This window comes from Acinetobacter sp. GFQ9D191M (assembly GCF_011174875.1).
Lineage (GTDB): Bacteria > Pseudomonadota > Gammaproteobacteria > Pseudomonadales > Moraxellaceae > Acinetobacter.
Genome location: NZ_JAALGV010000031.1, coordinates 38,849 through 60,195 on the forward strand (window position 1 = coordinate 38,849; position 21,347 = coordinate 60,195).

A 21,347-nucleotide genomic window follows, 5' to 3' on the forward strand; every position below is an offset into this window, starting at 1 on the left:
ACGTTATAAATAAACAGGCTCATCAGAGCCTGTTTTTTATTTTTTGGTAAAAAGTTCTGAAAAGCCACTTCACAAAAAGAGGGAATACCGCGTGTCACTACTATTTCAGCCGGTTCAGTTTGGATCATTGCAACTTAAAAATAAAATTGTGATTGCCCCGATGTGTCAGTACTCTGCAACCGAGCAAGGTGAAATCACTTACTGGCATGAACAACAATGGGCCAATTATGCCTTATCCAGTGCAGGTCTTTGCATTGTGGAAGCCACCGCTGTACAACCTGAAGGTCGCATCAGTTATGCCGATTTAGGGCTTTGGAATGACCAGCAGGCCAGCCAGATCAAAACCTTACTGCAAAAGGTCAAGTCAATTTCTCCTATGCCTTTTGCAATACAGCTTGCACATGCAGGCCGTAAAGCCTCTACAGATAAACCTTGGGGTGGCAAAGGGCAGTTCGCCCCAGATCATTCACTCGGCTGGCAAACTGTCTCTGCCAGTGATATTCCTTTCCAGGCTCATGAACATCCACCCAAGTCTTTAAGTGTTGATGAAATCCAGCAAGTGATTCAGGATTTTGCAGCCAGTGCCAAGCGAGCGGTTGAAGCAGGCTTTGAATTGATTGAACTACATGCAGCACATGGTTATCTATTGCATCAGTTCATGTCACCGTTATCGAATCATCGTCAGGATCAATATGGCGGTTCATTTGAAAACCGTATTCGTCTGACGCTTGAAGTATTTGAAGCAATAAAAGCCGCCGTACCAGAAGGTTTTCCAATTGGTGTTCGTATCTCAGCAACGGACTGGATGGATAGTGTAGAAAGTTGGGATGTAGAATCTTCAGTCGAACTATCCAAAGCACTAGAGAAGCTAGGTGCAGTCTATATTCATGTTTCGAGTGCAGGTTTACATGTAGATCAGAAAATTGATGTGCATCCGAATTATCAGGTCCCTTTTGCTGAAGCGATTAAAAAGGACGTGAATATTCCAGTCATTGCTGTGGGTTTGATTACCGATGCACAGCAGGCAGAAGGCATACTGGAGTATAAACAGGCTGATGCGATCGCGATTGCACGTGCCTTGCTTTATGATCCACGCTGGCCTTGGCATGCCGCAGTAACGCTGGATGAAAAAATAGCAATTTCTCCACAATATTTACGTTCTGCACCGCATGGCTTAAATCAGTTGTTTGAATCGTTTTAAGGCTATTTTTTCTTAGAAAGGCTTATAATAACGCATCTCAAACAACAGGACATTTCATATGATTATTGCGGTAATTGTGCCCATATTTTTATTATTGGCACTAGGTTACCTGAGTGTGAAATGTCAAATTCTAAAAAAAGAACAGGTCGAAATGGTAGGGGCCTTTGTCATCAAAGTGGCCTTACCGTTACTGTTCTTCCAGTTTTTAGCCTCTAAAGATCTGCATGAAATCTGGTATTTTGAATACTTTGCGGTCTATACCTCTGTCACTTTATTACTTTATGGTTTCAGCTTCTGGTTAATGCGCCGTCAGTTCCGGAATACCTCTTCGCATAGTGCTGTTCTGTCCTTGGGGGCAGCGATGTCCAATACCGGATTGATTGGTACAGCAGTACTCACTTTATTGGTGGGACAGCATGCAATGACCTATACCTCATTGGTGGTCATCATTGAAAGCATGATCCTGATTCCGATGGTGTTGATCCTGGCTGCACTCGGTACACAATATCAAGCCAATCTGGGCAGTCTTGTGAAAAGTACCATTCTCATGCTGTTTAAGAACCCTTTATTTATGGGGGTGATGCTGGGTATGGCCTGTGCGATTTTTGAAATTCGCCTGCCAATTTATCTGGATCAGGTCTTTGCCATGATTGGACAGACTGCCTCACCTTTGGCGCTGTTTGCGATTGGTGGCGGAATCGTGGGCATGAGCCTGAAATATGTGAATCTGCAAAGTTTCTATTTGGTATTTTCCAGCAATATCCTGATGCCGATCCTGATGTATCTAGGTCTTAGTCGACTGACTCAGCTGAGTCAGGAAATGATCTATGCTGGGACTTTGATCGCAGCACTGCCTATGCCAACGATTTTCGGTATGTTAGGACAAGCATACGGCCTTAATGAGCGAACCTTAACCCCTTTATTGATGAGTACTATTGCAGGTTTCGTGGTTGCCAGTGGCCTTATTACTTTGTGGTGGAGTTAAACACGCTGGTTTATAAATCTATAGCCCATAAAAAAGCTCCAACAGGAGCTTTTTTATTTTGATTAAGTCTGATCAACTTTTTTTGGCAGGTACTTTTTTCTGCTCAGCAATCATTTTATCCACTGCTGCTAGAGATTCTCTGGCCTTTGGGATATTTTCCTGTGCCAGGGCTGCAAAGATCTTTTTCGCTTCAGGCAGGTTTTGCGCAACAATACTGCCGTTGGCAAACATATTGCCAATCGCCATCAGGGCAGGGACATAGCCTTTTTTTGCCAGATCCTGAATACTGCTCAAGCCTTGCTGGATCGGCTTTTCATTTTTGGTTTTAAAGCCGTTGCTGATGTCATATAAGGCTTTGGCATGAATGGCCGGCATATTGCCTTTGCTAATCAGAGGCTGTAATTTTTTCAAGGCCTGCTGGTCAGAAGCTGTTGTACCTTCAGCAAATAAAAGTATAGCCAGATCTACGGTTGCTTCATCGAAATTGGCTGCCGATGCACGTTCCAGGTATTGTTTGGCTTTGCCCAAATCCTGCTTAAGGCCTAAAGTACCACCGGTATAATTCTTGCCCAGTACATAGTTGGCCACTGGATAACCTTTGCTGGCGGCCTGTTCATATAGCTGAATAGCCTTTTTTTCGTCCTTGGCAGTGCCTTGGCCAGTTTGCGTTAAATAGCCTAAGTTATAGATAGCCTGTGCATTTCCCTGGCTGGCCAGTTTGCTTAAAGCATCGTAGGCACCCTTGAAATTCTTGGCATTCACCATCTCTTCAATTTTGGCAAATTGAGGGTCAACTGGGGCATTTGAAGTGTTTGCTAGGGCAAATTGGCTGGACACTGCAAGAATTGCAGCAAGTACTAATTTTTTCATTGTTCCGATAACCTTAATTTTTCTAACACCTAATTCCATGGTGCGATTTTTGTCGTTTTCATCTACATCATAAGACGATTTCAGGCTTTGTAAATACTGAATATGTGACTAATTACAAATTATTTGAGAATCATAGAGGAGGTGAATCAATAAAAGCGTGCTCGGTTTAAGGTGTGTTTTATTCAGTCAATCTTTGTCTATTTAATTGTTTAGCCTAATAAAAATAAAAAAGCCAGAATTGAATTCTGGCTTTTGCATCAAGATAACAGGTTATTATTGTGGACGTGCCACATCACCACTTAAAGCTTCAGGCAATTCCAGAACTTGTACATCCAGCTCAGCCAATGCTTCAGGTTTGGCAACTACCAAAGCCTGATAACCCTCATCTGTACCAATGCTATTGACCACTTCGACGTCATTGTGCAGCTTGGTCGCAACAGCAGGTGCTTCACCTGTATCTTGAATCAAATGCAACCAGTGTTTTGGCTTGGCTTTGAACCATAAGCGAGCAATCACTTCCTGACCCAGATAACAGCCTTTGTCATAGTGAATGCCTTCACGTTGATGAAGACGCAATTCCTGTGGCTGGAACAGGGTCGCAGTAGTTGCTTGAATCCAAGCCTGACCTGAAGCAATAGCTTGCTGTTGCCAAAGGGTAATATCCGTTTCAGTTTCAACAAAATCAGTCTGGATATCATTAATAACTGGATAAACCGGGCCAACCTGTTCCAGTTTCATTTTTGAAAATGCACCAAACTTTTTAATATGGCTGGCCAGTTCTGCTGCCTGATCTTCAGGGCTGACAATTTCAAAGCTTTCCGGATTAATTTTTTTCAACCAGATACCAAACTGGATACGTCCTTTCAAGCTACAGATCGCTGTATAGCGAGTCAGGTTTTCAGCCAGAGTTTCGACATTTAAAGTAACTTGACCCTGAAGGAATTTTTGCGCATCTACTCCATTCAGCGTAAATAAGGTAAAAGCAGGAGATGTTGCCATGATCAGCCTCAGTTTGAATACTAAAAATCAATCAAACTATTGTGCAGCAAGCATTTAATAGAGGCAAACAAAAAAGCCAACAATCGGGATCATTGGCCTTTTCAGGAGTGTCTAATTAGTGATGATGCGACGAGGTTGGCAGAGGTGAATCACAAGGGAATTTGCCTCCACAGACCCGTACCGTTTCCATCATGCCCTGATCTTCATGATCGAGGATATGACAGTGCTGTACAAAATCACCTTCAAATTTCTTGTAATGACTGCGAAGAATAAATTTATAGTTTGCTTTGATAAACAGGGTATCTTTGAATTGTCCTTTCATGCCACGATATTGCACATCATCTGTGTCATTATCATCAGGCGCTAATTCACTCACATCAACTTCTTTAGATTCGCCATTAGGACCAGTGACAGTTTTTAAGATTTTAACAATCTGGAATGGATTAACATGAATATGGAAAGGATGGCCACCAAAAGCTTCGGTCGTCAGTTCCCATTCATCCGTCTGCCCAATTTGTAACTGACGTACATATTCACGATCCGGATCTTTGGCATGTGTCCGACCGACTGATCCTTCGCCATCAAATGCATCTCCAAAACTGAGTAAGTCACCATCTTCTTTATGGCGGAAGCCAAATTTAAGACCATTTGCGAAAGCCAGTTCAAATTTACTGTACTGTTTTGGTCTGGAAGCGACCAGCTTGTCAATTGCAGGAGTCATTAGGGATGGATGATCGGTAAAGGCAGTAAGATCAAGTTTGGATAACTGAGTCTGAATCTCTTTGCTTAAACCAATTTTTTTCGCGCGCTCTTGCAGGAACTGGGCAGGAGTCTGCGCTTTTGTTTTGCTTGCCTGTACATTGACCCATCCCAGTAGTTGGGCATTGAAAGGGTGGTTTGGAGCTAGTTGAGGAGTAATTTGACCCGTTGGGATCGGTGCATTCACTTCATCCTCAATATTTAATTTGGAGTCATAAATACAGTATTTATTGGTGGTTGGGAAGGTAACCATTGCATCATGACGATAACCAGGCTGGAACACAGACAGTGTTCTGCGCTGTACCTGAGTCATGGTCAAACCATCTTGAGCAATCGTATAAACAGGTAAGCTTTTTAAACTCTCATTAAACTCTTTTGGATCTGCTTCCTGATATGCCAGACAGGCTTTAAGGGTGTCTGCGGCGCTAAATTTACTGGAGTTTGGCAGTTCTTTAATAATCAAACCAATGGTGTCGCGTACCCCCCCATGAATCATGCGCCAGCGATTAAAAGCATTCTGTTTAACTTTGATCTCCCCTAAAACTTTACCATTGATAGACGTATAAAAGTTCTGGCCGGCCCAAGAGCCAGGATTAGCGATATCTGTATAATCTTCAAGTAATCCTAAGCCTTTACCTTCGCAATTGTTGGGAATATCGAATTTTACATCCGGGTCAGGGTTAGAGCATCGATATTGAATTTGCTGGAATAGCAGGATGTTTTCATTTGGATAGCTATTTTTTTCTTTCCATAAAATGTCCATATCGCCTGTTTCAGTGACTTTGCCATTTTTTACTTTTGGTGTTCTTGAGCCTTCTACAATTAATGGGCCTGCCATACCGCTCGATACCTGAATAGCTGTTGAGCCATGCAGATGGGCATGATACCAGTAGGTTCCTGCCGGATGATTCGGCTCCATTTTGTACTGATAGTCAAATTTTTCCTGAGGTTTAAATTTCAGGAAAACATTATCACTATTGCCTTGAGGGCTTACCCAGAAGCCATGAGTATGCAGGTTGGTGGTATTAAAACAATGTGGATCGTTTACATTATCCACTCTGTCTGGGCAGGTGGCTTTCTGTTCAGGTGGAAGCTGGTTATTGAGGTTAATTTTCAGGGTTTCACCTTGTTTGACCCGGATCTGCGGACCAATTAAAAGGTCTTCAACAGACTCTCCAGCTTTTTTCTTGTTAAACAAGCTGGCATTAGTGAGATAACCTCTGACGAACAGTTGATCCCAGGTACTATTTCTCGGATTGTAAATCTTGCCGGTTTTATAAGCGACGATCAGTTCATGGGTGCCCTTGGAATTTTTTTGCAATAGGGGCGGATTGCTAATCAAAGTATCGGGTGCTGTTGGAGAAGGTTGTGGATTGTTGGGATTATTGGGAGTGGTAGGTGGGTTAGGGTTGTGGGGAGTTGGCGGTTTAGGATTGGAGGGATTTTTACCTCCATTCCAGCTTGCTGCCAGTACAGCGATCACTGCAGCAACGATACCAAGAATGGCGAGTTGTATCATTGTAATCACCCTTATGTGCTTTTGTGATGAGTGTTGTTGTGAAGTAATTCGAGGGTAGATTTACAAAGTTGAGATACAGACTGTTATCACCAAATTAGGGGGAGGGCGACAGACGGTAAGCTAAAATGACGTGTGTAAAGTATTTTAGATAGGGATGCGTTTTATAAGCTCATGTTTATGAATCATTGTCCTATAAATATTTAACGTATTTCTAAAATTGTAAGAAAGTCTTAAAAAATATATGGAATTGAGAATGTAACTTATTTCGGGGTATGTCTAACCTGAAAAATGATTTTTTCGCCTACACTCATCGAGCCATATCTGCAATGAAATTTACCATTTTCGGTTAAGAGTTATGCTTAACACTGAAATAAAAAAATATAGATTCAGTTTTTTATTAAATGAGCTATTTCTAAAATTAAAAAATTCTAAGCTTTGATTTCATATGAAATTTATCCTTAAACTCATTCCAAGAAATTGATTATTTTTTATGCTGTTATCAACATCTCATACTAAAGAATGAGACAGATTTAGGCCTATTTTTCAGAAAAAATGCAATTTAGAGTCAAAATTCTAAAGTATGGGTCAGTAATTTTGGTAAAAATACCATTTTTAGTATTTAAGCTTTTGAAAATTATAAGATTTGGGAAATAGACTTTCGACAGCGTACAATGCCTTTATTAAAAAACAAGTCATCAAGATATTTTGATGAATAAAAAGAGTAATGAAAGAGGGCAGGCAAGCTATGAACAATAACTACCGGAAACCGCTGCAAGGTACCCAGCTGGAATATTATGACGTGCGTCAAGCCGTAGAAGATATTCAGCCAGGCGCATATGCCAAACTTCCTTATACATCTAAAGTGCTGGCCGAGCAGCTGGTACGCCGTTGCGACCCTGCGATTTTAGAACAGTCTTTACGCCAGTTGATTGAGCGTAAACAGGAACATGATTTTCCTTGGTATCCGGCGCGTGTAGTGTGTCATGACATCTTAGGGCAAACAGCACTGGTCGATCTTGCCGGTCTGCGTGATGCGATTGCCGATCAAGGCGGTGATCCGTCTAAAGTCAATCCAGTGGTGCCGACCCAGCTGATTGTCGATCACTCGCTGGCAGTAGAATATGGCGGCTTTGACCCAGATGCATTTGAGAAAAACCGTGCGGTAGAAGACCGCCGCAATGAAGACCGTTTCCATTTTATTGAATGGACTAAAACTGCGTTTGAAAATGTCGATGTAATTCCTGCGGGTAACGGCATCATGCACCAGATCAATCTGGAAAAAATGTCACCAGTCATTCAGAACCGTGATGGCGTGGCATTCCCGGATACCTGTGTGGGGACTGACTCGCATACTCCACATACGGATGCGCTAGGCGTGATTTCAGTCGGTGTTGGTGGATTAGAAGCTGAGAACGTGATGCTGGGCCGTGCATCATGGATGCGTTTGCCAGACATTATCGGTGTCGAACTGGTAGGACAGCGTCAGCCGGGCATTACCGCAACGGATATTGTTTTAGCTCTAACCGAATTCCTGCGTAAAGAACGTGTGGTTGGTGCTTATCTGGAATTCTTCGGTGAAGGCGCAGACAGCATGTCAGTCGGTGATCGTGCCACAATTTCCAATATGACCCCGGAATATGGTGCAACTGCAGCCATGTTCTATATTGATCAGAACACCATTGATTATCTGACGCTGACTGGTCGTGAATCTGAACAGGTCAAACTGGTTGAAACCTATGCGAAAGAGATTGGCCTGTGGTCATCAGAAATGATTCAGGCAGAATATCCACGTGTATTGCGTTTTGACCTATCGACTGTCACCCGTAACATCGCTGGTCCATCCAATCCACATGCGCGTGTATCAACGTCTGACCTGAAAGAAAAAGGCATTGCGGGTGTGGTAGAAAACCGTACTGATGGTTTAATGCCAGATGGTGCGATCATTATTGCGGCGATTACTTCGTGTACCAATACGTCTAACCCGCGTAATACCGTGGCAGCAGGCTTGTTGGCACGCAAGGCTAATGAACTTGGTCTAGTACGTAAACCTTGGGTTAAATCATCATTTGCTCCGGGTTCTAAAGCAGCAGCGTTGTATCTGGAAGAAGCCGGTGTACTGAAAGATCTGGAAAAACTGGGCTTTGGTATTGTGGCGTATGCTTGTACCACCTGTAACGGGATGTCGGGTGCGCTTGATCCGAAGATTCAGCAGGAAATTATTGACCGTGACCTGTATGCCACTGCGGTATTGTCGGGCAACCGTAACTTCGATGGTCGTATCCATCCTTATGCGAAGCAGGCATTTTTAGCATCTCCACCGTTAGTGGTCGCATATGCAATTGCCGGTACGATCCGCTTTGACATCGAGAAAGATGCCTTAGGCACAGACAAAGACGGCAATCCGATTTACCTGAAAGACATCTGGCCATCGGATGAAGAAATTGATGCTTTGGTGAAAGAATCGGTAAAACCAGAGCAGTTCAAGAAAGTTTATATTCCGATGTTTGATCTGGGCGAGCGTGAGCAGGCAGCAAGTCCACTGTATGACTGGCGTCCGCAAAGTACTTATATCCGCCGTCCACCATATTGGGAAGGGGCTTTGGCTGCACCGCGTACCCTTGCAAATATGCGTCCTTTAGCCATTCTGGGCGATAACATCACCACTGATCATTTATCTCCATCGAATGCGATTGTGTTGGATTCGGCAGCGGGTCAATATCTGGCAAAAATGGGCTTGCCTGAGGAAGACTTTAACTCGTATGCAACGCACCGTGGTGATCACCTGACTGCACAGCGTGCAACCTTGGCGAATCCGAAGCTGTATAACGAAATGGTGGTGCGTTCCGACGGTACCATTAAGCAAGGTTCTAAAGCACGTGTCGAGCCGGAAGGTGAAGTGATGCGTATGTGGGAAGCGATTGAAACCTACATGAACCGTAAGCAGCCGCTCATCATTGTTGCAGGTAAAGATTATGGTCAAGGTTCAAGCCGTGACTGGGCTGCGAAAGGTGTGCGTCTGGCAGGTGTAGAAGCGATTGTGGCTGAAGGCTTTGAACGTATTCACCGTACGAATCTGGTCGGTATGGGTGTACTTCCACTTGAGTTTAAGCCGGGTACAGATCGTAAAACTTTGAAGCTGGATGGTACTGAGCTATATAGCGTGATCGGTAATATTGCGCCACGTTCGACTTTGACTCTGGTGATTGAGCGTGCGACTGAGGATGGCAAAAAACAGACCATTGAAGTGCCGGTGACTTGCCGTCTGGATACTGAAGAAGAGGTTTCTGTGTATGAAGCGGGTGGGGTATTACAGCGCTTTGCGCAGGATTTCTTGGAAGGGAATGTGGCTTAATTTTTCTAGTTACTAGTAAAAATCTCCCCTAACCCCTCTTTTCTAAAGAGGGGAACTCCCTCCTTTTTTAAAGGAGGGTTGGGGTGGATTAAAGAGGAAGAGTTAGTTAGCGATCTAGAACTAAGAATTGAAAAATTAGGAACCTCAATTGGAACACCAGAATATACTTCCCAATATGGTGAGCTAATGAGTTTTCTCTCTAATCATGTCACTATATATACTTTCTTAGCTCCATTTATTCCAATGCTATCAAGCTATTTATCATAGAAAGTGAAAGTGACTAGGCGCAGCGACGGAATATCATTAAATCACAAATAAAAATATCACTTAGCTTTAACGACACTATCATTTACAAAAATGGACAATAGACATTCATCACAACAGAGTTATACTGCTTAGACCATTTTCTAAAACAACGGAGAACAAAGATGGTTACAGCTGGCTCAAAACCGGGAACGGGTTTCTATTTTTGTGTTCAATGCGGACATCGCGTCTTCTTAGAAATTGGTACAGACCGACTACCACCGTGTACCAAATGCCTCGGCACCCAATATAACGATAAGGTTGCCTAAGCACACGATATTCAAAACAGAAGATCCTGTTTTAAATAAAAGCCCTATCACCCGATAGGGCTTTTTTGTTAGCGTAGAATTTGGATCATAAAAATGGCTTAAATCTCAAGGGCAAGCAGCATGGAAACAATCCTCGGTTTATGTATCGGTATCGGCTTGAGTGCAGCCTCTGGTTTCCGTGTTTTTGTGCCTTTGCTGATAATGAGTATTGCCGCATTGATGGGCTGGTTTGAACCGATGACCGGTTTTGAATGGCTGGCCATGCCGGCAGTCTGCCTGGCTTTAGCCATCGCGACCCTCTGTGAAATCGCTGCGTATTATATTCCCTGGGTGGACAATGCCATCGATACAATTGCAACGCCTGCTGCCATACTGGCCGGAACTCTGACCACGATGGCTGCCAGCAGTGGAGAAATGTCCCAGTTTGCAGCTTGGGCCGCAGCGATTATTGTCGGTGGCGGAACAGCAGGGGCCGTGCAACTGAGCAGTGTTGCAGCACGTGGACTATCAACTGCCACTACAGGCGGTGTTGCGAATCCCGTACTCTCAACCGGAGAGTGGATCGGGGCTATTCTGTTATCCATTCTGTCATTGCTTTTGCCAGTGCTAGCTGCCTTGCTGGTTGTAATGCTAGCCATCATGGCAATTCGCTGGATACGTCTAAAAAAGAAAAACAAGCTAGAAAATTCCGCCTTATAAGAATCAGATAAATAAATATTTATCACTCATTCTTAATGAAATATTTGCTTAAAGAAAGGCCCTCATCTTGTTCATTAAATTGCTTGATTTTTATTCAAAAAAGACATAATTTTATTATGGGATTATAAAAGGCATAATTTTTGTATGGTTTTATTTGTGGTTGAACTTTATAAAAACAATATTAGGGGAACTATAAATGATTAAATTTATTGTAGATGAACAAGAGTCTGCCCAAGGCGTGCACTATATTCATAACGCAACACGAGGCTGTGAAGACCTGCCAGAATTTGATAACCAGATTCTGATTGGATATTTTGCTAATTATGATCTGGCTTATAAACGCGCAAGAATGAACTGGCCGAGGGAGAAAGTAGAGGGCTGTCATAAGTGCTGTACAGAATGAGATTTATAGACATATTGGTCGTCATTTAAAACCCGCTATACAGTGGGTTTTATCATTTATCCTGTTTGAAAAATGATCAATTTGACCCCATATAAAACTATAGATTTATCATGTTTAGGGCTGCTCAATTGCAACATTATCTTGATCTCAATCATGACTCGGGTGTGGCCAATTATGAGATTGGCAATGAGTTTATTCGGGTTCAATTTAAGAAAACTTCGAAAGTGTATACCTATAGTTATAGCAGTACGGGCTATCAGCATGTGGAAAATATGAAACAGCTGGCCCAGTATGGTGATGGCTTAAATGCCTATATCAATCATCATACCCGTCATCTGTTTGTACGCTAAAAAGTGATCGCTGGAAGTGAGAACTGAAACTTTTAGCTGAAAATATTTAAACCATTTCCCTTTAGATCACAGATACAAATCAGCAGTTCCTGAACATTTGATCAATCTGTTAACTTAAGGATAGATGGCTCTACAGGCAGGGAATCACTATGAATCTCGATTTCTGGTGTCGGTTTTTACTTTATACATTGGCTTTGAATTACAGCATTTTAATGCTCTGGTTTTTGCTGATTGTCTGCACGAGACTGGGTGAAACGATTGCATGGTCAATGGTTTCAGCTCTCAGATCCAACTTTTGATGCCATTCACTATAGCGGCATGGCCATTTATAAAGTCGGGATATTCCTGTTCAATCTGGTTCCGCTAATTACCCTATATTTGATGGGGAAAAGTTAGGAGATAAAACTTTCCAAAGTTCCAGGAATAAATAAAACTGATAGTCGCATCAGCATTACACAGAGCAGTTTAAGGCTTATAATGCTCGAAACAGGATAACAATATGGAAAAGGAGTTCGGATCAATGAATCAGTTTAAACCTGCCTTGATTTTAGGGGCTTTGATCGGCTTGGGAATGATTATCGCCGGATTCATTTTGGGCAATAGTGCGGTCAAGATTAAACAGTATGAGCGGATTGTTTCCGTAAAAGGTTTATCGGAACGTGAGGTTAAAGCCGATGTTGCAGTCTGGCCCATCCGTTTTAGTGGCGGTAGTCAGGATCTGACAGAACTGTATGACACTATGGAGCTGCAAACCCAGCAAATTCAGGCTTTCTTAAAAGGTGAAGGTTTTAAGGCAGAAGAAATTACCACCGGTTCTCCAGTCACTACAGATAAATATGCCCAGCAATACGGCGGTGATGCCAATGTTGCCTTACGTTATACCGCGCATCAGACCATTACGGTTTATACCCACAATATTGATGCAGTCCGTGCAGCGCAAACCCGTCTGGTCGCTCTGGGTAAAAAGGGCATTGCTTTTGGTGGTGATGATTCCGGGCAAAGAACGGAATATATCTTTACCAAATTGAATGACATCAAACCAGCCATGATTGAAGAAGCCACGCAAAATGCCCGCAGTGTGGCAGAAAAGTTTGCCGCGGATTCTCAAAGCCGTCTCGGGAAAATCAAGACTGCCAATCAAGGTCTGTTTAGCATTGAGGACCGTGACAGCAATACGCCTTATCTAAAGAAAGTTCGTGTGGTTTCTACAGTGGATTATTATCTGGCTGATTAAATGGCTGGAAAGCTGAATAGAGGGGTCTAAAAAATTTAGAGCAGAATGAGGTTTTACATGAAGATAAATTCCAGTAATTCTGCTCTTTCTGCAATAAAAGATCTTTATTTTGAGGTGAAAGGTAAAAAATTCTTCTTCAAATATATTTAAAGAAAAATATTTTCAAAAATCGGGAAAATTAAAAAATCTTAGGAAATTAATTTTGCCGCAGCTTGGCTACTATATATCTCAAGGGTGTGATGGGATCGAAAAGAGTAGCATGCTGTGAGTGGCGCAAAACGCGAGTGCAGTACGAACCCAAAAGGTCTCGATTCGGCTTAGGACGCTATAGACCAAAAGTTTATAGGCTATAAGATCATTTCTTACAAAGAGTGATAGTTGAAGTAAACCATCAAGATGTTTTCCCAACACCCTCAAAATTTTCTCCTCTCATAAAAACAATCTTCTCCTCCAAACTGTTGAACACCTTCCCTACCCAGTCACTTATATTCTTCCTAAATAGCTGTAAATTCATTTGAGATTCAAATAAATACTATTTTAATCACATATCTAATCTATTTTATTTACAGCCTATAGCTTTCGACTATTTTATGTTTAAATACTACTCTAATGTCGCTGGTTGTTTATAAGTATTTGATATAAATAATTTAAAGTATAATATGTTTAATATTTGCTCACAAATTATATCCTTGAAAAATAAAACAGAATGCTATGATAATTTTGCATATAAGAAAGGGGCACGTCCCATGAAAAAATATGAATTAGAAATCAGTTATCCGCATCAAGAAGAAGACGAAGCAGAGCAGCTAGGCAGCTTATCGGCAGAAGAAATTCTCTCTACTTTCAAGTCCATTAACTGGCAACAGTTACGGGTTTTACAATTACAGATGCAAGCCGCCATTACCACTTTTACCGTAACAGACTCCGATGCTGAACAGTCGATTCAGATCACACTGAATGAACTGGCGCCCTCAGGTCAGCTTGAGTTCAGGCTGGAAAGTGATATTGAAGTCGAAGCTCAACATAAAATTCTGGGACTGTTTAGCCTGAAGAACAAAGACTATGTGTCATTCCGTAGTCTGACTATGTCACAGGTTCAGCAATATCTTATGGCATTCTTAAATGAAGATCTCGACAGTCTGAAAACCCAGTATCAGTCGGGTCATTCAGTATCTCCCATCAGTGCAGCGTCCAAAGCTTAGTCAGGCACTGATTCTGTAACAGGGCTGGATTGACAGTATTCCCTGACATTGTTATTTTGCGCGTTTTCTCCTGAATGCTTAAAGCACATGCCTATTAACGACAACTTTGTCTACGCGCCGCCTCAAGACCCATTGCATATTCTGTATGAAGATGATGATCTGGTCGTCATTGAGAAGCCGGCCGGTTTGTTGTCTGTTCCGGGACGTTTGCCTGAGCATCATGACAGTGCTTATTTACGGGTACTAGAGCGTTATCCGAATGCCAAAATTACCCATCGTCTGGATATGGCGACGTCTGGCATCCTGATGTTTGCCAAACATCGCGATGCTGAAGTGGCAGTCAGTAAAATGTTCCAGGCACGTACAGTCAGCAAGCACTATATTGCGCTGGTACAGGGAGAAATTCAGACCGAGGGCAGTGTCGATGTACCTTTGATTACTGACTGGGAAAATCGCCCACGGCAAATGGTGCATTTTGAACTGGGTAAAGCTGCCAAAACACTCTATCAACGGCTGGAATATCTGCCTGAGCAAGACATCAGCCGGGTATTGCTAACGCCAATTACCGGACGTTCACATCAGCTCAGAGTCCACATGCTGCATATTGGTCATCCGATTACGGGCGATAAAATCTATCATCCGGAACCAACGCGTAGTCCTCTTAATCGCATGGCCTTGCATGCCAGTGAACTGACTTTTACTCAACCCTTGAGTGGCCATAAAGTTGAAATTCTTGCACCTGCACCATTTTAGTAAAATTTAAGCATTTAAAAAATGAGTATGGATTCTGATAAATGTTTAAATTTCAGTAAGCTGCAACAGAAATGTCAGAATTTATTTCAATTATCGGAAAATTATGGAGTTGAATTTAAGCAGTTTTCTAGAAAAATTATGTTCTGAATCATGTCTTATCAAGTGATGATCTTCTGAAATTAGAAATATGTACCCGGAAAAATTTCAGGAATCATTTAAGGAGCTTTATCACTTTATCTTTAGTTTAACTGTTTGATCTATCTATTTTTATTCAGTTTTTCTCAAGATTTGCAGTCTCTCAGGGGTTTGTTCTTATAACATTCGATATAAAAATAAAAACCCCTTTAATTGATTATCACCAACAGATTCATTTTAAGTAAATTGATAGGCATAAAAATATTAAGGTTTTATAGGTGAAAAATCATTTAAAAGATCAATTATATTAAATGTTTATGGTCATTTTTTATCTTTGATTCTCATCATTAAATTATGCAGAATAACTTTAAAACATCATAAATTTTTAATTTTTTAGTGTCTATATATGGTGCAAGGGGTAAGGGACAGGATGATGCTAAGTGGCGCGCTCTTTGTTCTCGCAAGTGTTTTAATCATTGTATTACTATGGGTATTCAATAGCCTGAAATTATCAAGAAACAATATTCAGTCCTTACAGGAAAATCTGGATCATTCACGCAGTAAATTGGCTGATTATGAAACACAAGTTGATGAATTAAATTATGAAATGACCCAGCTACGGATGCAACTGGGAAGTGCCAGAACTGAACTGAATAAATATAAACAATATCAGGATATCTGTGACATCGAACAATACATTATTAACCGCAGCTTGCAGGCCGAAAATTTCGTAGAAGTAACCAAGCTTGATGCTTCCATCATGCTGGATGATCTCAAAGCCTATATCGCTCAGGTCAAAGCGTATTTACAGAATTTACAGACTCAGGCCGAAGCTGATATTGAGCGACAGGCTCGAAAAGCTTTACAGGCTTATTATCAGCAGGCTAAAGAACAACAGCGACTGCAAGAAGTAGTTGAAGCTCTCGAGCATAAGATCAAGGGCTATCAACATGGTTTTGATCTGCCGGTCACGCAGCTTCTGGATCAGCTCATTAGTGGCTACAACGATACTGATGCAGCCCGGTATTTACTGACTATCAGAACACAGATTGAGCAGGCCAAAGAACAGCAGCAGGTGGCCAGCTGCAACTATGTTGATGAAGACCGTCGCAAGAGCACCATTGCGATTTTGAGTCTGGCATTTAATAGCAGGGCAGAATTGTATTTGTCCCAGTTAAATACTCATAATCTGGGTGAAATGCTGCAATCCTTAAAAGATGATTATCGCCTGATGAACTATAAAGGACAAAGCTTGAGCCAGGCCATGATTCAGGAGTCCTATCTGAACTTACGTCTGGAAGAGCTTAAATTCGCCGCCGTTTTACTACAGTTACGACAGAATCAAGTATCTGAGCCACCTGTAGTGATCACTTCCTAACTACAATTAAAAAATCCAGATCAATCGATGAAATTTTTTAATCTGCAGATTGATATGCAGGTATTTTTAATTAGATGAAAATGCAGCTTTTTTTTTCAAATTCTTAAATTTATATTGATAAAATTCAGTTGGTTATTTAGAGAAATTCAATTTTTTTTCATATTCTGTACTCGATAATTCAAATAAAATAAGTTAAGCTGAATCGAATAATAAAACATCATAATAAGGATATCTCTATGGCACGCGATTATGACAAATTCCCTGACGATGAAAATGGTCATGTACTGTGGCAAATGTATCAGGATGGTGATGATCTGCAGGACGACCATGAAATTGAATTCTCGATAGCCTTTAATAGTGAAGAACAGGCTGACCGCTGTGCATTGCATTTACTCAAAGAAGAACAAAAGATAAGCCTATATCAGGATGAGGAGAGCGATACGCTGGAATGGACAATTACCATTCATGTCTATATGCAACCTACCTATGAAAATATTGTCGATCTGGAACAATGGTTTACCAGAATTGCTGCTGAATTTCAGGGTGAATATGATGGCTGGGGCTGTATGGCCTATGTTTACGATGATGAAGATGACCCGGAAGAAGGTGAAAGCAAACTTCGTAGCAGCTAATCAAAATTTCCTTATTCAAGCCCGGTTAAGCCGGGTTTTTTATGGCCTGCGGTATTGGTCGGGTCAACTGTAGTTTTTTGTTATACATCCTATAAAATGGATAAATAACAATTATATTTAGGTCGTACAGTATATTGGGCAGTCATTTAAATACTGAGGCCGACGAGATCGGGATGATCCGTCCGAATAATAAATAAAAATAATCTTTCAGTAAGAACAAGAAAAAAAGGTAGGCTGAAATGAGTTATACCCTAAAAATGCATCGCGTATTCAGTGCGCCACCGGAACGGGTGTACCGGGCCTTTATTCATCCAGATGCCATTGCAAAATGGCTGGCACCGCATGGCTTTACTGCCAGAGTTGAGCATGCCGAAGTCAAACCGGGAGGCAACTATAAAATCACCTTGACCAATTTTGCCACTGGTACCCAGCATCATTTACATGGCACCTATCATGAAGTCATTCCCAACCAGTTACTGCGCTATACCGATTGCTTTTCTACACCTGAGGTCAAAGGCGAAATTGAAGTCACGCTCATCTTTGAAAAAGTGTCTGTAGGCACCAGTCTGCATATGATTCAGGTGGGTTATCCGGATCTGGTACCACCATCTGCATGTCACTTAAGCTGGCAGGAGTCATTGCAGCTTTTGTCCTGGCTGGTCAATCCACATATTTTAGATGGTTAAGTTCAGTTAATTAAGTCGAGCGGGAGATCCTTTTAAAGCTTGAGCATGAACCCATCCAAAGATGCTATAATTCAACTTTAATTTTTTGTTTTTTCTTTTATTTTTCGTTTTGTTGAGGTTGCTATGGCTTTACCACAATGCCCAAAATGCCAGTCTGAATATACTTATGAAGATGGTGACTTGTTAATCTGCCCAGAATGTGGATATGAGTGGAAAGAAGGGGAAGCAACTGAGGAAACCGTGGTCATCAAGGATGCGCATGGCAATCTGCTGGCTGATGGCGACACAGTTACGGTGATTAAGGATCTTAAAATTAAAGGATCTTCTTCAGTGGTTAAAGTCGGGACTAAAGTCAAAAATATTCGTCTATTGCCCGATGCAACTGATGGACATGATATTGACTGTAAAATTGATGGCATTGGCGCCATGAAGCTCAAATCTGAATATGTGAAAAAAGCCTGATACGTTCTTATACGAATGAGTGCTTTCGGTCTTCGGGTTTGAAGGTTTATGCTTCTTCCTCAAACTCGAAGATCAATCTCTTCTGATTGCCATATCATGCCTGGATCTATGCTTTATGCCTCATCTTCATCTTGAATATTCAGATAATATTCAGCAGCTTGAAACCCGACCTTTAATGTTGGCAATTCACCAGGCCTTATTTAACGCCGGTTATATTAATGACCCGAATGATTTAAAAAGTAGGGCGATTGTACAGCAGGATTTTGTGATTGGACTAGAGCAGGAGACAGATCAGGCTTATGTGCATGCTAAAGTTTCTCTCCTGACTGGTCGTAGTCTGGACATCCGCCAGGCAATTTCCAAGCTGGTACTTCAGGTCATGCAGCAGCACATTGTCTTGCAGCCGGGGTTAAAGATTCAGCTCTGTGTTGAAATTCTGGAAATGGACAAAGAGACTTATACTAAAGCTATTATTTGATTTTTTTTAGATTGAAGTGAGGACTAGGAAATGAAGTTTTCTGAGCTCCTCTCTTTATCTTGAATACATCAGAACTTAATAAAAAATTGAGAAGTATCAAAGCGATTTTGAAATATAAAGAACGATAAATAAAACTAGAGCATGAAAATTTAAATAATCAGTCAAAATTCACCTGATTATTGCAGTTGATCAGAAAATTTTGCCTATAATTAAAAAAATAGTGTAATTTTAGGTATTAGGTCACACTTTTGACCTGATATATGGGGGATGGGTAAAACCAGGACCCATTCACATAATTAAAAATAATGAAAAACAAGAAAGACTGAAAGTAATGAGATGCTTGAAATCTCGGTTTTCAAGTCTGAATAAAACCTTATAGAGAGGTATTCAATGAAAATAATAGGGGAAGAATGTCTGGCTCAGGAAGTCAGGACATTTTTACAAAAATGGGATCAAGCTATTTGTTCACTTGAATTCAGCGAAATTCGTCAACTTTGCCGACCAGATGTCTGTCTGATTGATATTAGCTCCGAACTGAAAGGGATCGAGGCTTATCAGGCTGCATGGCAACAGTACCGCCCATATATGCGCAACAATGGTATGCGCGTTGAACGGAAGGAGGTCACCATTCAGGTCAATAATGACATGGCTTTCGTATATGGTTATGTCCGGATTGCCTATGCGGCGATGGAGCGATATTTTCCTTTACAGTGGTGTCGCTTCAGCATGGTCTTAAGCAAGCAGCAAGATCAGTGGCAATTGCATTATCAGCATATTTCTGTCCCTGTTCAGGAGAAAACTGAAAAACTGCGTCCTGTGAAACTGGCAGGTTAAGGTGCAAGTTTTAAATTTCATTGAAACAAGATCATCATGTCTATTTGTCCATTCTTGAAAAGAAATCGCCATAAAAAAGCCTGAATCATTCAGGCTTTTTTATTTAGGGAAGATTAAAAGCGTTTTGGAATCCGCTGACCATTCGGTACCGGAATTTCCGCATTTTTTAATACGCCAAATAACCAGGTTTCTGCATGTTGTACGGCTGTTTTCAACTGGTCACCCAAGGCTAAACGTCCGGCAATGAAACTCGCCAGTGAACAGCCTGAGCCGTGATATTCACCTTCCAGACGCGGACAGCGGGTTTCGTTGATTAATTCACCCTGAATATATAGGCGGTTCTGGATATAGTCGGGAGTATCTTCGTGGCCGCCTTTGACCAAAATCGCATGAGCACCCATTTCAAACAGTTTCTGCGTGGCTTGATCTAAATCCTGCTCACCTGTTAGGGCACGCAACTCAACAGTATTTGGAGTTAAAATCGTAGCTAGCGGAATCAGTTGTTTAAACGCTTTGACCAGTGTGGCCTGATTGCCGAGTGAGCCACCGCTGTTGGCTACCAGCACCGGATCCAGTACATACTGATAGTCCGGATGCGCAGTTAGAAATTCTGCCAGCACCTCAATATTTACAGTCGTTCCCAGCATGCCTGATTTAACACAGCGGATCGGCAGATCATTTACCACGGCATTGGCCTGAGCCAGCAGTAATTCCTTTGAAGTTGCTTCAAAACCAAAGACCTGTTGTGAGTTCTGGATAGTCAGGGCTGTACAGGCTATTGCAGCATGAGCACCACTTTGACCGATGGCTTCAATATCTGCTTGAAGGCCTGCTCCACCTGAAGGATCTAAACCTGAAAAGCAAAGTACGGTAGGTCGCAAAATGATGTCCTTCATTCACTAAAATTGCCTTAGTATAGGCAAATTTATTCAAACTCTCGATATTAATTTCTATCACTTGCAAGAACGGTCTGTCAGGCAAAATTTCGTATGTTTTATCTGATCAAAATATAGAGTTGATTACCCTGAAAATGGGCATTCTTGGCTTGTTTTTATGGCCTAATAATTGCTTTAGAGTAGAGAAATCTGGCTATACTCACGTTATGAATTGATGTCGGTTGCAAACATAGGGGACAAGGTGTGATTCAGAATATTTTAATTGACTTGGATGGTACATTAACCGATCCAAAAGTGGGGATTACGACTTCTGCCCGCTATGGTCTGGAAAAGGTGGGTCATCCGATCAGTGAAGACACGAATATTGACTGGATTATCGGGCCTCCTCTAAAAGCTTCGTTAGCCAAAATTCTGAATGTAGATGCGGATGATACCCTGGCTGAACAGGCACTAATGGCATATCGTGAGCGTTTTGCAGTGACTGGCTTATATGAAAATCACGTCTTTGAAGGCGTAGCTGAAACTCTGGCGGAACTTAAACGCCGTGGTTATCGCCTGTTTCTCGCAACAGCAAAACCAACCGTTTATGCCAGACAGATTCTGGAACATTTTAATCTGGCCCAGTATTTTACTGAGATTTATGGCAGTGAGCTGAATGGTGACCGGACCAATAAAGGGGAACTGATTCAGTATATCCTGGAACAACAAGGCATACAGGCTGATCAATGCATTATGGTGGGAGACCGTGAGCATGATATTTTTGGTGCCCGCCATAATGGGATTGAATCGATTGCAGTCAAATACGGCTATGGCTCAGAAATTGAATTACAGCAGGCACAGCCCAAGTATACGATTGAGAACTTTAGGCATTTATTAAACTATTTAACCCGAATCGCGGATAAAAAATTGACTTGAAAAATAAGAGGACTAGAGCCATCAGTTGAGTTA

The 21,347-nt window shown here is 41.7% G+C and carries 21 protein-coding genes and 1 pseudogene; 18 read left to right on the forward strand and 4 right to left on the reverse strand.

The features are described 5' to 3' along the window. The first annotated feature begins 91 nt into the window (after positions 1 to 91). Both G5T77_RS06320 and G5T77_RS06325 read left to right on the forward strand, forming a co-directional pair. Complete coding sequence (locus G5T77_RS06320; RefSeq protein ID WP_166139114.1) at positions 92 to 1,201, forward strand: NADH:flavin oxidoreductase/NADH oxidase; 1,110 nt, start codon at positions 92 to 94, stop codon at positions 1,199 to 1,201. A gap of 58 nt (positions 1,202 to 1,259) precedes the next feature. Beyond that, positions 1,260 to 2,186, forward strand: coding sequence for an AEC family transporter (locus G5T77_RS06325; RefSeq protein WP_166139111.1), 927 nt, complete (start codon positions 1,260 to 1,262; stop codon positions 2,184 to 2,186). A gap of 72 nt (positions 2,187 to 2,258) precedes the next feature. On the opposite strand, the gene G5T77_RS06330 is transcribed toward G5T77_RS06325, so the two are convergent. From G5T77_RS06330 to G5T77_RS06340, 3 genes are all read right to left on the reverse strand, one after another. Continuing rightward, complete coding sequence (locus tag G5T77_RS06330; RefSeq protein WP_166139108.1) at positions 2,259 to 3,056, reverse strand: tetratricopeptide repeat protein; 798 nt, start codon at positions 3,054 to 3,056, stop codon at positions 2,259 to 2,261. A gap of 273 nt (positions 3,057 to 3,329) precedes the next feature. Continuing rightward, complete coding sequence (locus tag G5T77_RS06335) at positions 3,330 to 4,055, reverse strand: folate-binding Fe/S cluster repair protein (protein ID WP_166139105.1); 726 nt, start codon at positions 4,053 to 4,055, stop codon at positions 3,330 to 3,332. A 115-nt stretch (positions 4,056 to 4,170) separates the two neighbouring features. Next, complete coding sequence (locus G5T77_RS06340; RefSeq protein ID WP_166139102.1) at positions 4,171 to 6,333, reverse strand: multicopper oxidase family protein; 2,163 nt, start codon at positions 6,331 to 6,333, stop codon at positions 4,171 to 4,173. 745 nt (positions 6,334 to 7,078) lie between these two features. On the opposite strand from G5T77_RS06340, the gene acnD reads away from it, so the two are divergent. The 15 genes and pseudogenes from acnD (at position 7,079) to G5T77_RS06415 (ending at position 19,503) form a co-directional block, all read left to right on the forward strand. Beyond that, positions 7,079 to 9,685, forward strand: coding sequence for a Fe/S-dependent 2-methylisocitrate dehydratase AcnD (gene acnD / locus G5T77_RS06345; RefSeq protein ID WP_166139098.1), 2,607 nt, complete (start codon positions 7,079 to 7,081; stop codon positions 9,683 to 9,685). 374 nt (positions 9,686 to 10,059) lie between these two features. Further along, a complete protein-coding gene (locus tag G5T77_RS06350) occupies positions 10,060 to 10,257 on the forward strand; it encodes a zinc ribbon-containing protein (protein WP_257229525.1) in 198 nt (65 codons plus the stop codon). Between the two features lie 120 nt (positions 10,258 to 10,377). Further along, positions 10,378 to 10,956 carry a DUF4126 domain-containing protein gene (locus tag G5T77_RS06355; RefSeq protein WP_159123693.1) on the forward strand — a complete coding sequence of 193 codons (579 nt, stop codon included), beginning with the start codon at positions 10,378 to 10,380 and terminating at the stop codon, positions 10,954 to 10,956. Positions 10,957 to 11,152: 196 nt separating this feature from the next. Further along, on the forward strand, positions 11,153 to 11,359 hold the full coding sequence (locus G5T77_RS06360) for a hypothetical protein (protein ID WP_005237115.1): 207 nt from the start codon (positions 11,153 to 11,155) through the stop codon (positions 11,357 to 11,359). A 128-nt stretch (positions 11,360 to 11,487) separates the two neighbouring features. Beyond that, positions 11,488 to 11,709: a hypothetical protein gene (locus G5T77_RS06365; RefSeq protein WP_159123700.1), complete on the forward strand. Its 222-nt coding sequence runs from the start codon at positions 11,488 to 11,490 to the stop codon at positions 11,707 to 11,709. 149 nt (positions 11,710 to 11,858) lie between these two features. Further along, positions 11,859 to 12,105 (forward strand): annotated as a pseudogene (locus G5T77_RS06370) (DUF6868 family protein). Between the two features lie 124 nt (positions 12,106 to 12,229). Continuing rightward, on the forward strand, positions 12,230 to 12,943 hold the full coding sequence (locus G5T77_RS06375; protein WP_005237113.1) for an SIMPL domain-containing protein: 714 nt from the start codon (positions 12,230 to 12,232) through the stop codon (positions 12,941 to 12,943). 746 nt (positions 12,944 to 13,689) lie between these two features. Beyond that, positions 13,690 to 14,145 carry a hypothetical protein gene (locus G5T77_RS06380; RefSeq protein WP_034705275.1) on the forward strand — a complete coding sequence of 152 codons (456 nt, stop codon included), beginning with the start codon at positions 13,690 to 13,692 and terminating at the stop codon, positions 14,143 to 14,145. A gap of 87 nt (positions 14,146 to 14,232) precedes the next feature. Continuing rightward, positions 14,233 to 14,898, forward strand: coding sequence for a pseudouridine synthase (locus G5T77_RS06385; protein WP_004785137.1), 666 nt, complete (start codon positions 14,233 to 14,235; stop codon positions 14,896 to 14,898). A 568-nt stretch (positions 14,899 to 15,466) separates the two neighbouring features. Then, the gene (locus tag G5T77_RS06390; RefSeq protein ID WP_159123694.1) at positions 15,467 to 16,411 is read left to right on the forward strand and encodes a DUF4041 domain-containing protein; all 945 of its coding nucleotides are present in this window, start codon (positions 15,467 to 15,469) and stop codon (positions 16,409 to 16,411) included. Positions 16,412 to 16,647: 236 nt separating this feature from the next. Beyond that, positions 16,648 to 17,043: a ribonuclease E inhibitor RraB gene (locus G5T77_RS06395; RefSeq protein WP_004785133.1), complete on the forward strand. Its 396-nt coding sequence runs from the start codon at positions 16,648 to 16,650 to the stop codon at positions 17,041 to 17,043. 239 nt (positions 17,044 to 17,282) lie between these two features. Continuing rightward, positions 17,283 to 17,729, forward strand: a complete 447-nt coding sequence (locus tag G5T77_RS06400; protein WP_159123695.1) for an SRPBCC domain-containing protein — start codon at positions 17,283 to 17,285, stop codon at positions 17,727 to 17,729. A 123-nt stretch (positions 17,730 to 17,852) separates the two neighbouring features. After that, positions 17,853 to 18,191, forward strand: coding sequence for a zinc ribbon domain-containing protein YjdM (locus G5T77_RS06405; RefSeq protein WP_034705280.1), 339 nt, complete (start codon positions 17,853 to 17,855; stop codon positions 18,189 to 18,191). Positions 18,192 to 18,306: 115 nt separating this feature from the next. Further along, a complete protein-coding gene (locus tag G5T77_RS06410; RefSeq protein WP_159123696.1) occupies positions 18,307 to 18,669 on the forward strand; it encodes a 5-carboxymethyl-2-hydroxymuconate Delta-isomerase in 363 nt (120 codons plus the stop codon). Between the two features lie 390 nt (positions 18,670 to 19,059). Then, on the forward strand, positions 19,060 to 19,503 hold the full coding sequence (locus tag G5T77_RS06415; protein WP_159123697.1) for a nuclear transport factor 2 family protein: 444 nt from the start codon (positions 19,060 to 19,062) through the stop codon (positions 19,501 to 19,503). 113 nt (positions 19,504 to 19,616) lie between these two features. On the opposite strand, the gene G5T77_RS06420 is transcribed toward G5T77_RS06415, so the two are convergent. Continuing rightward, complete coding sequence (locus G5T77_RS06420; protein ID WP_159123701.1) at positions 19,617 to 20,384, reverse strand: hydroxymethylpyrimidine/phosphomethylpyrimidine kinase; 768 nt, start codon at positions 20,382 to 20,384, stop codon at positions 19,617 to 19,619. Positions 20,385 to 20,642: 258 nt separating this feature from the next. Here G5T77_RS06420 and G5T77_RS06425 point away from each other — a divergent pair, with 258 nt between their 5' ends. Continuing rightward, the gene (locus G5T77_RS06425; RefSeq protein WP_159123698.1) at positions 20,643 to 21,314 is read left to right on the forward strand and encodes an HAD family hydrolase; all 672 of its coding nucleotides are present in this window, start codon (positions 20,643 to 20,645) and stop codon (positions 21,312 to 21,314) included. The last annotated feature ends 33 nt before the right edge of the window (positions 21,315 to 21,347 follow it).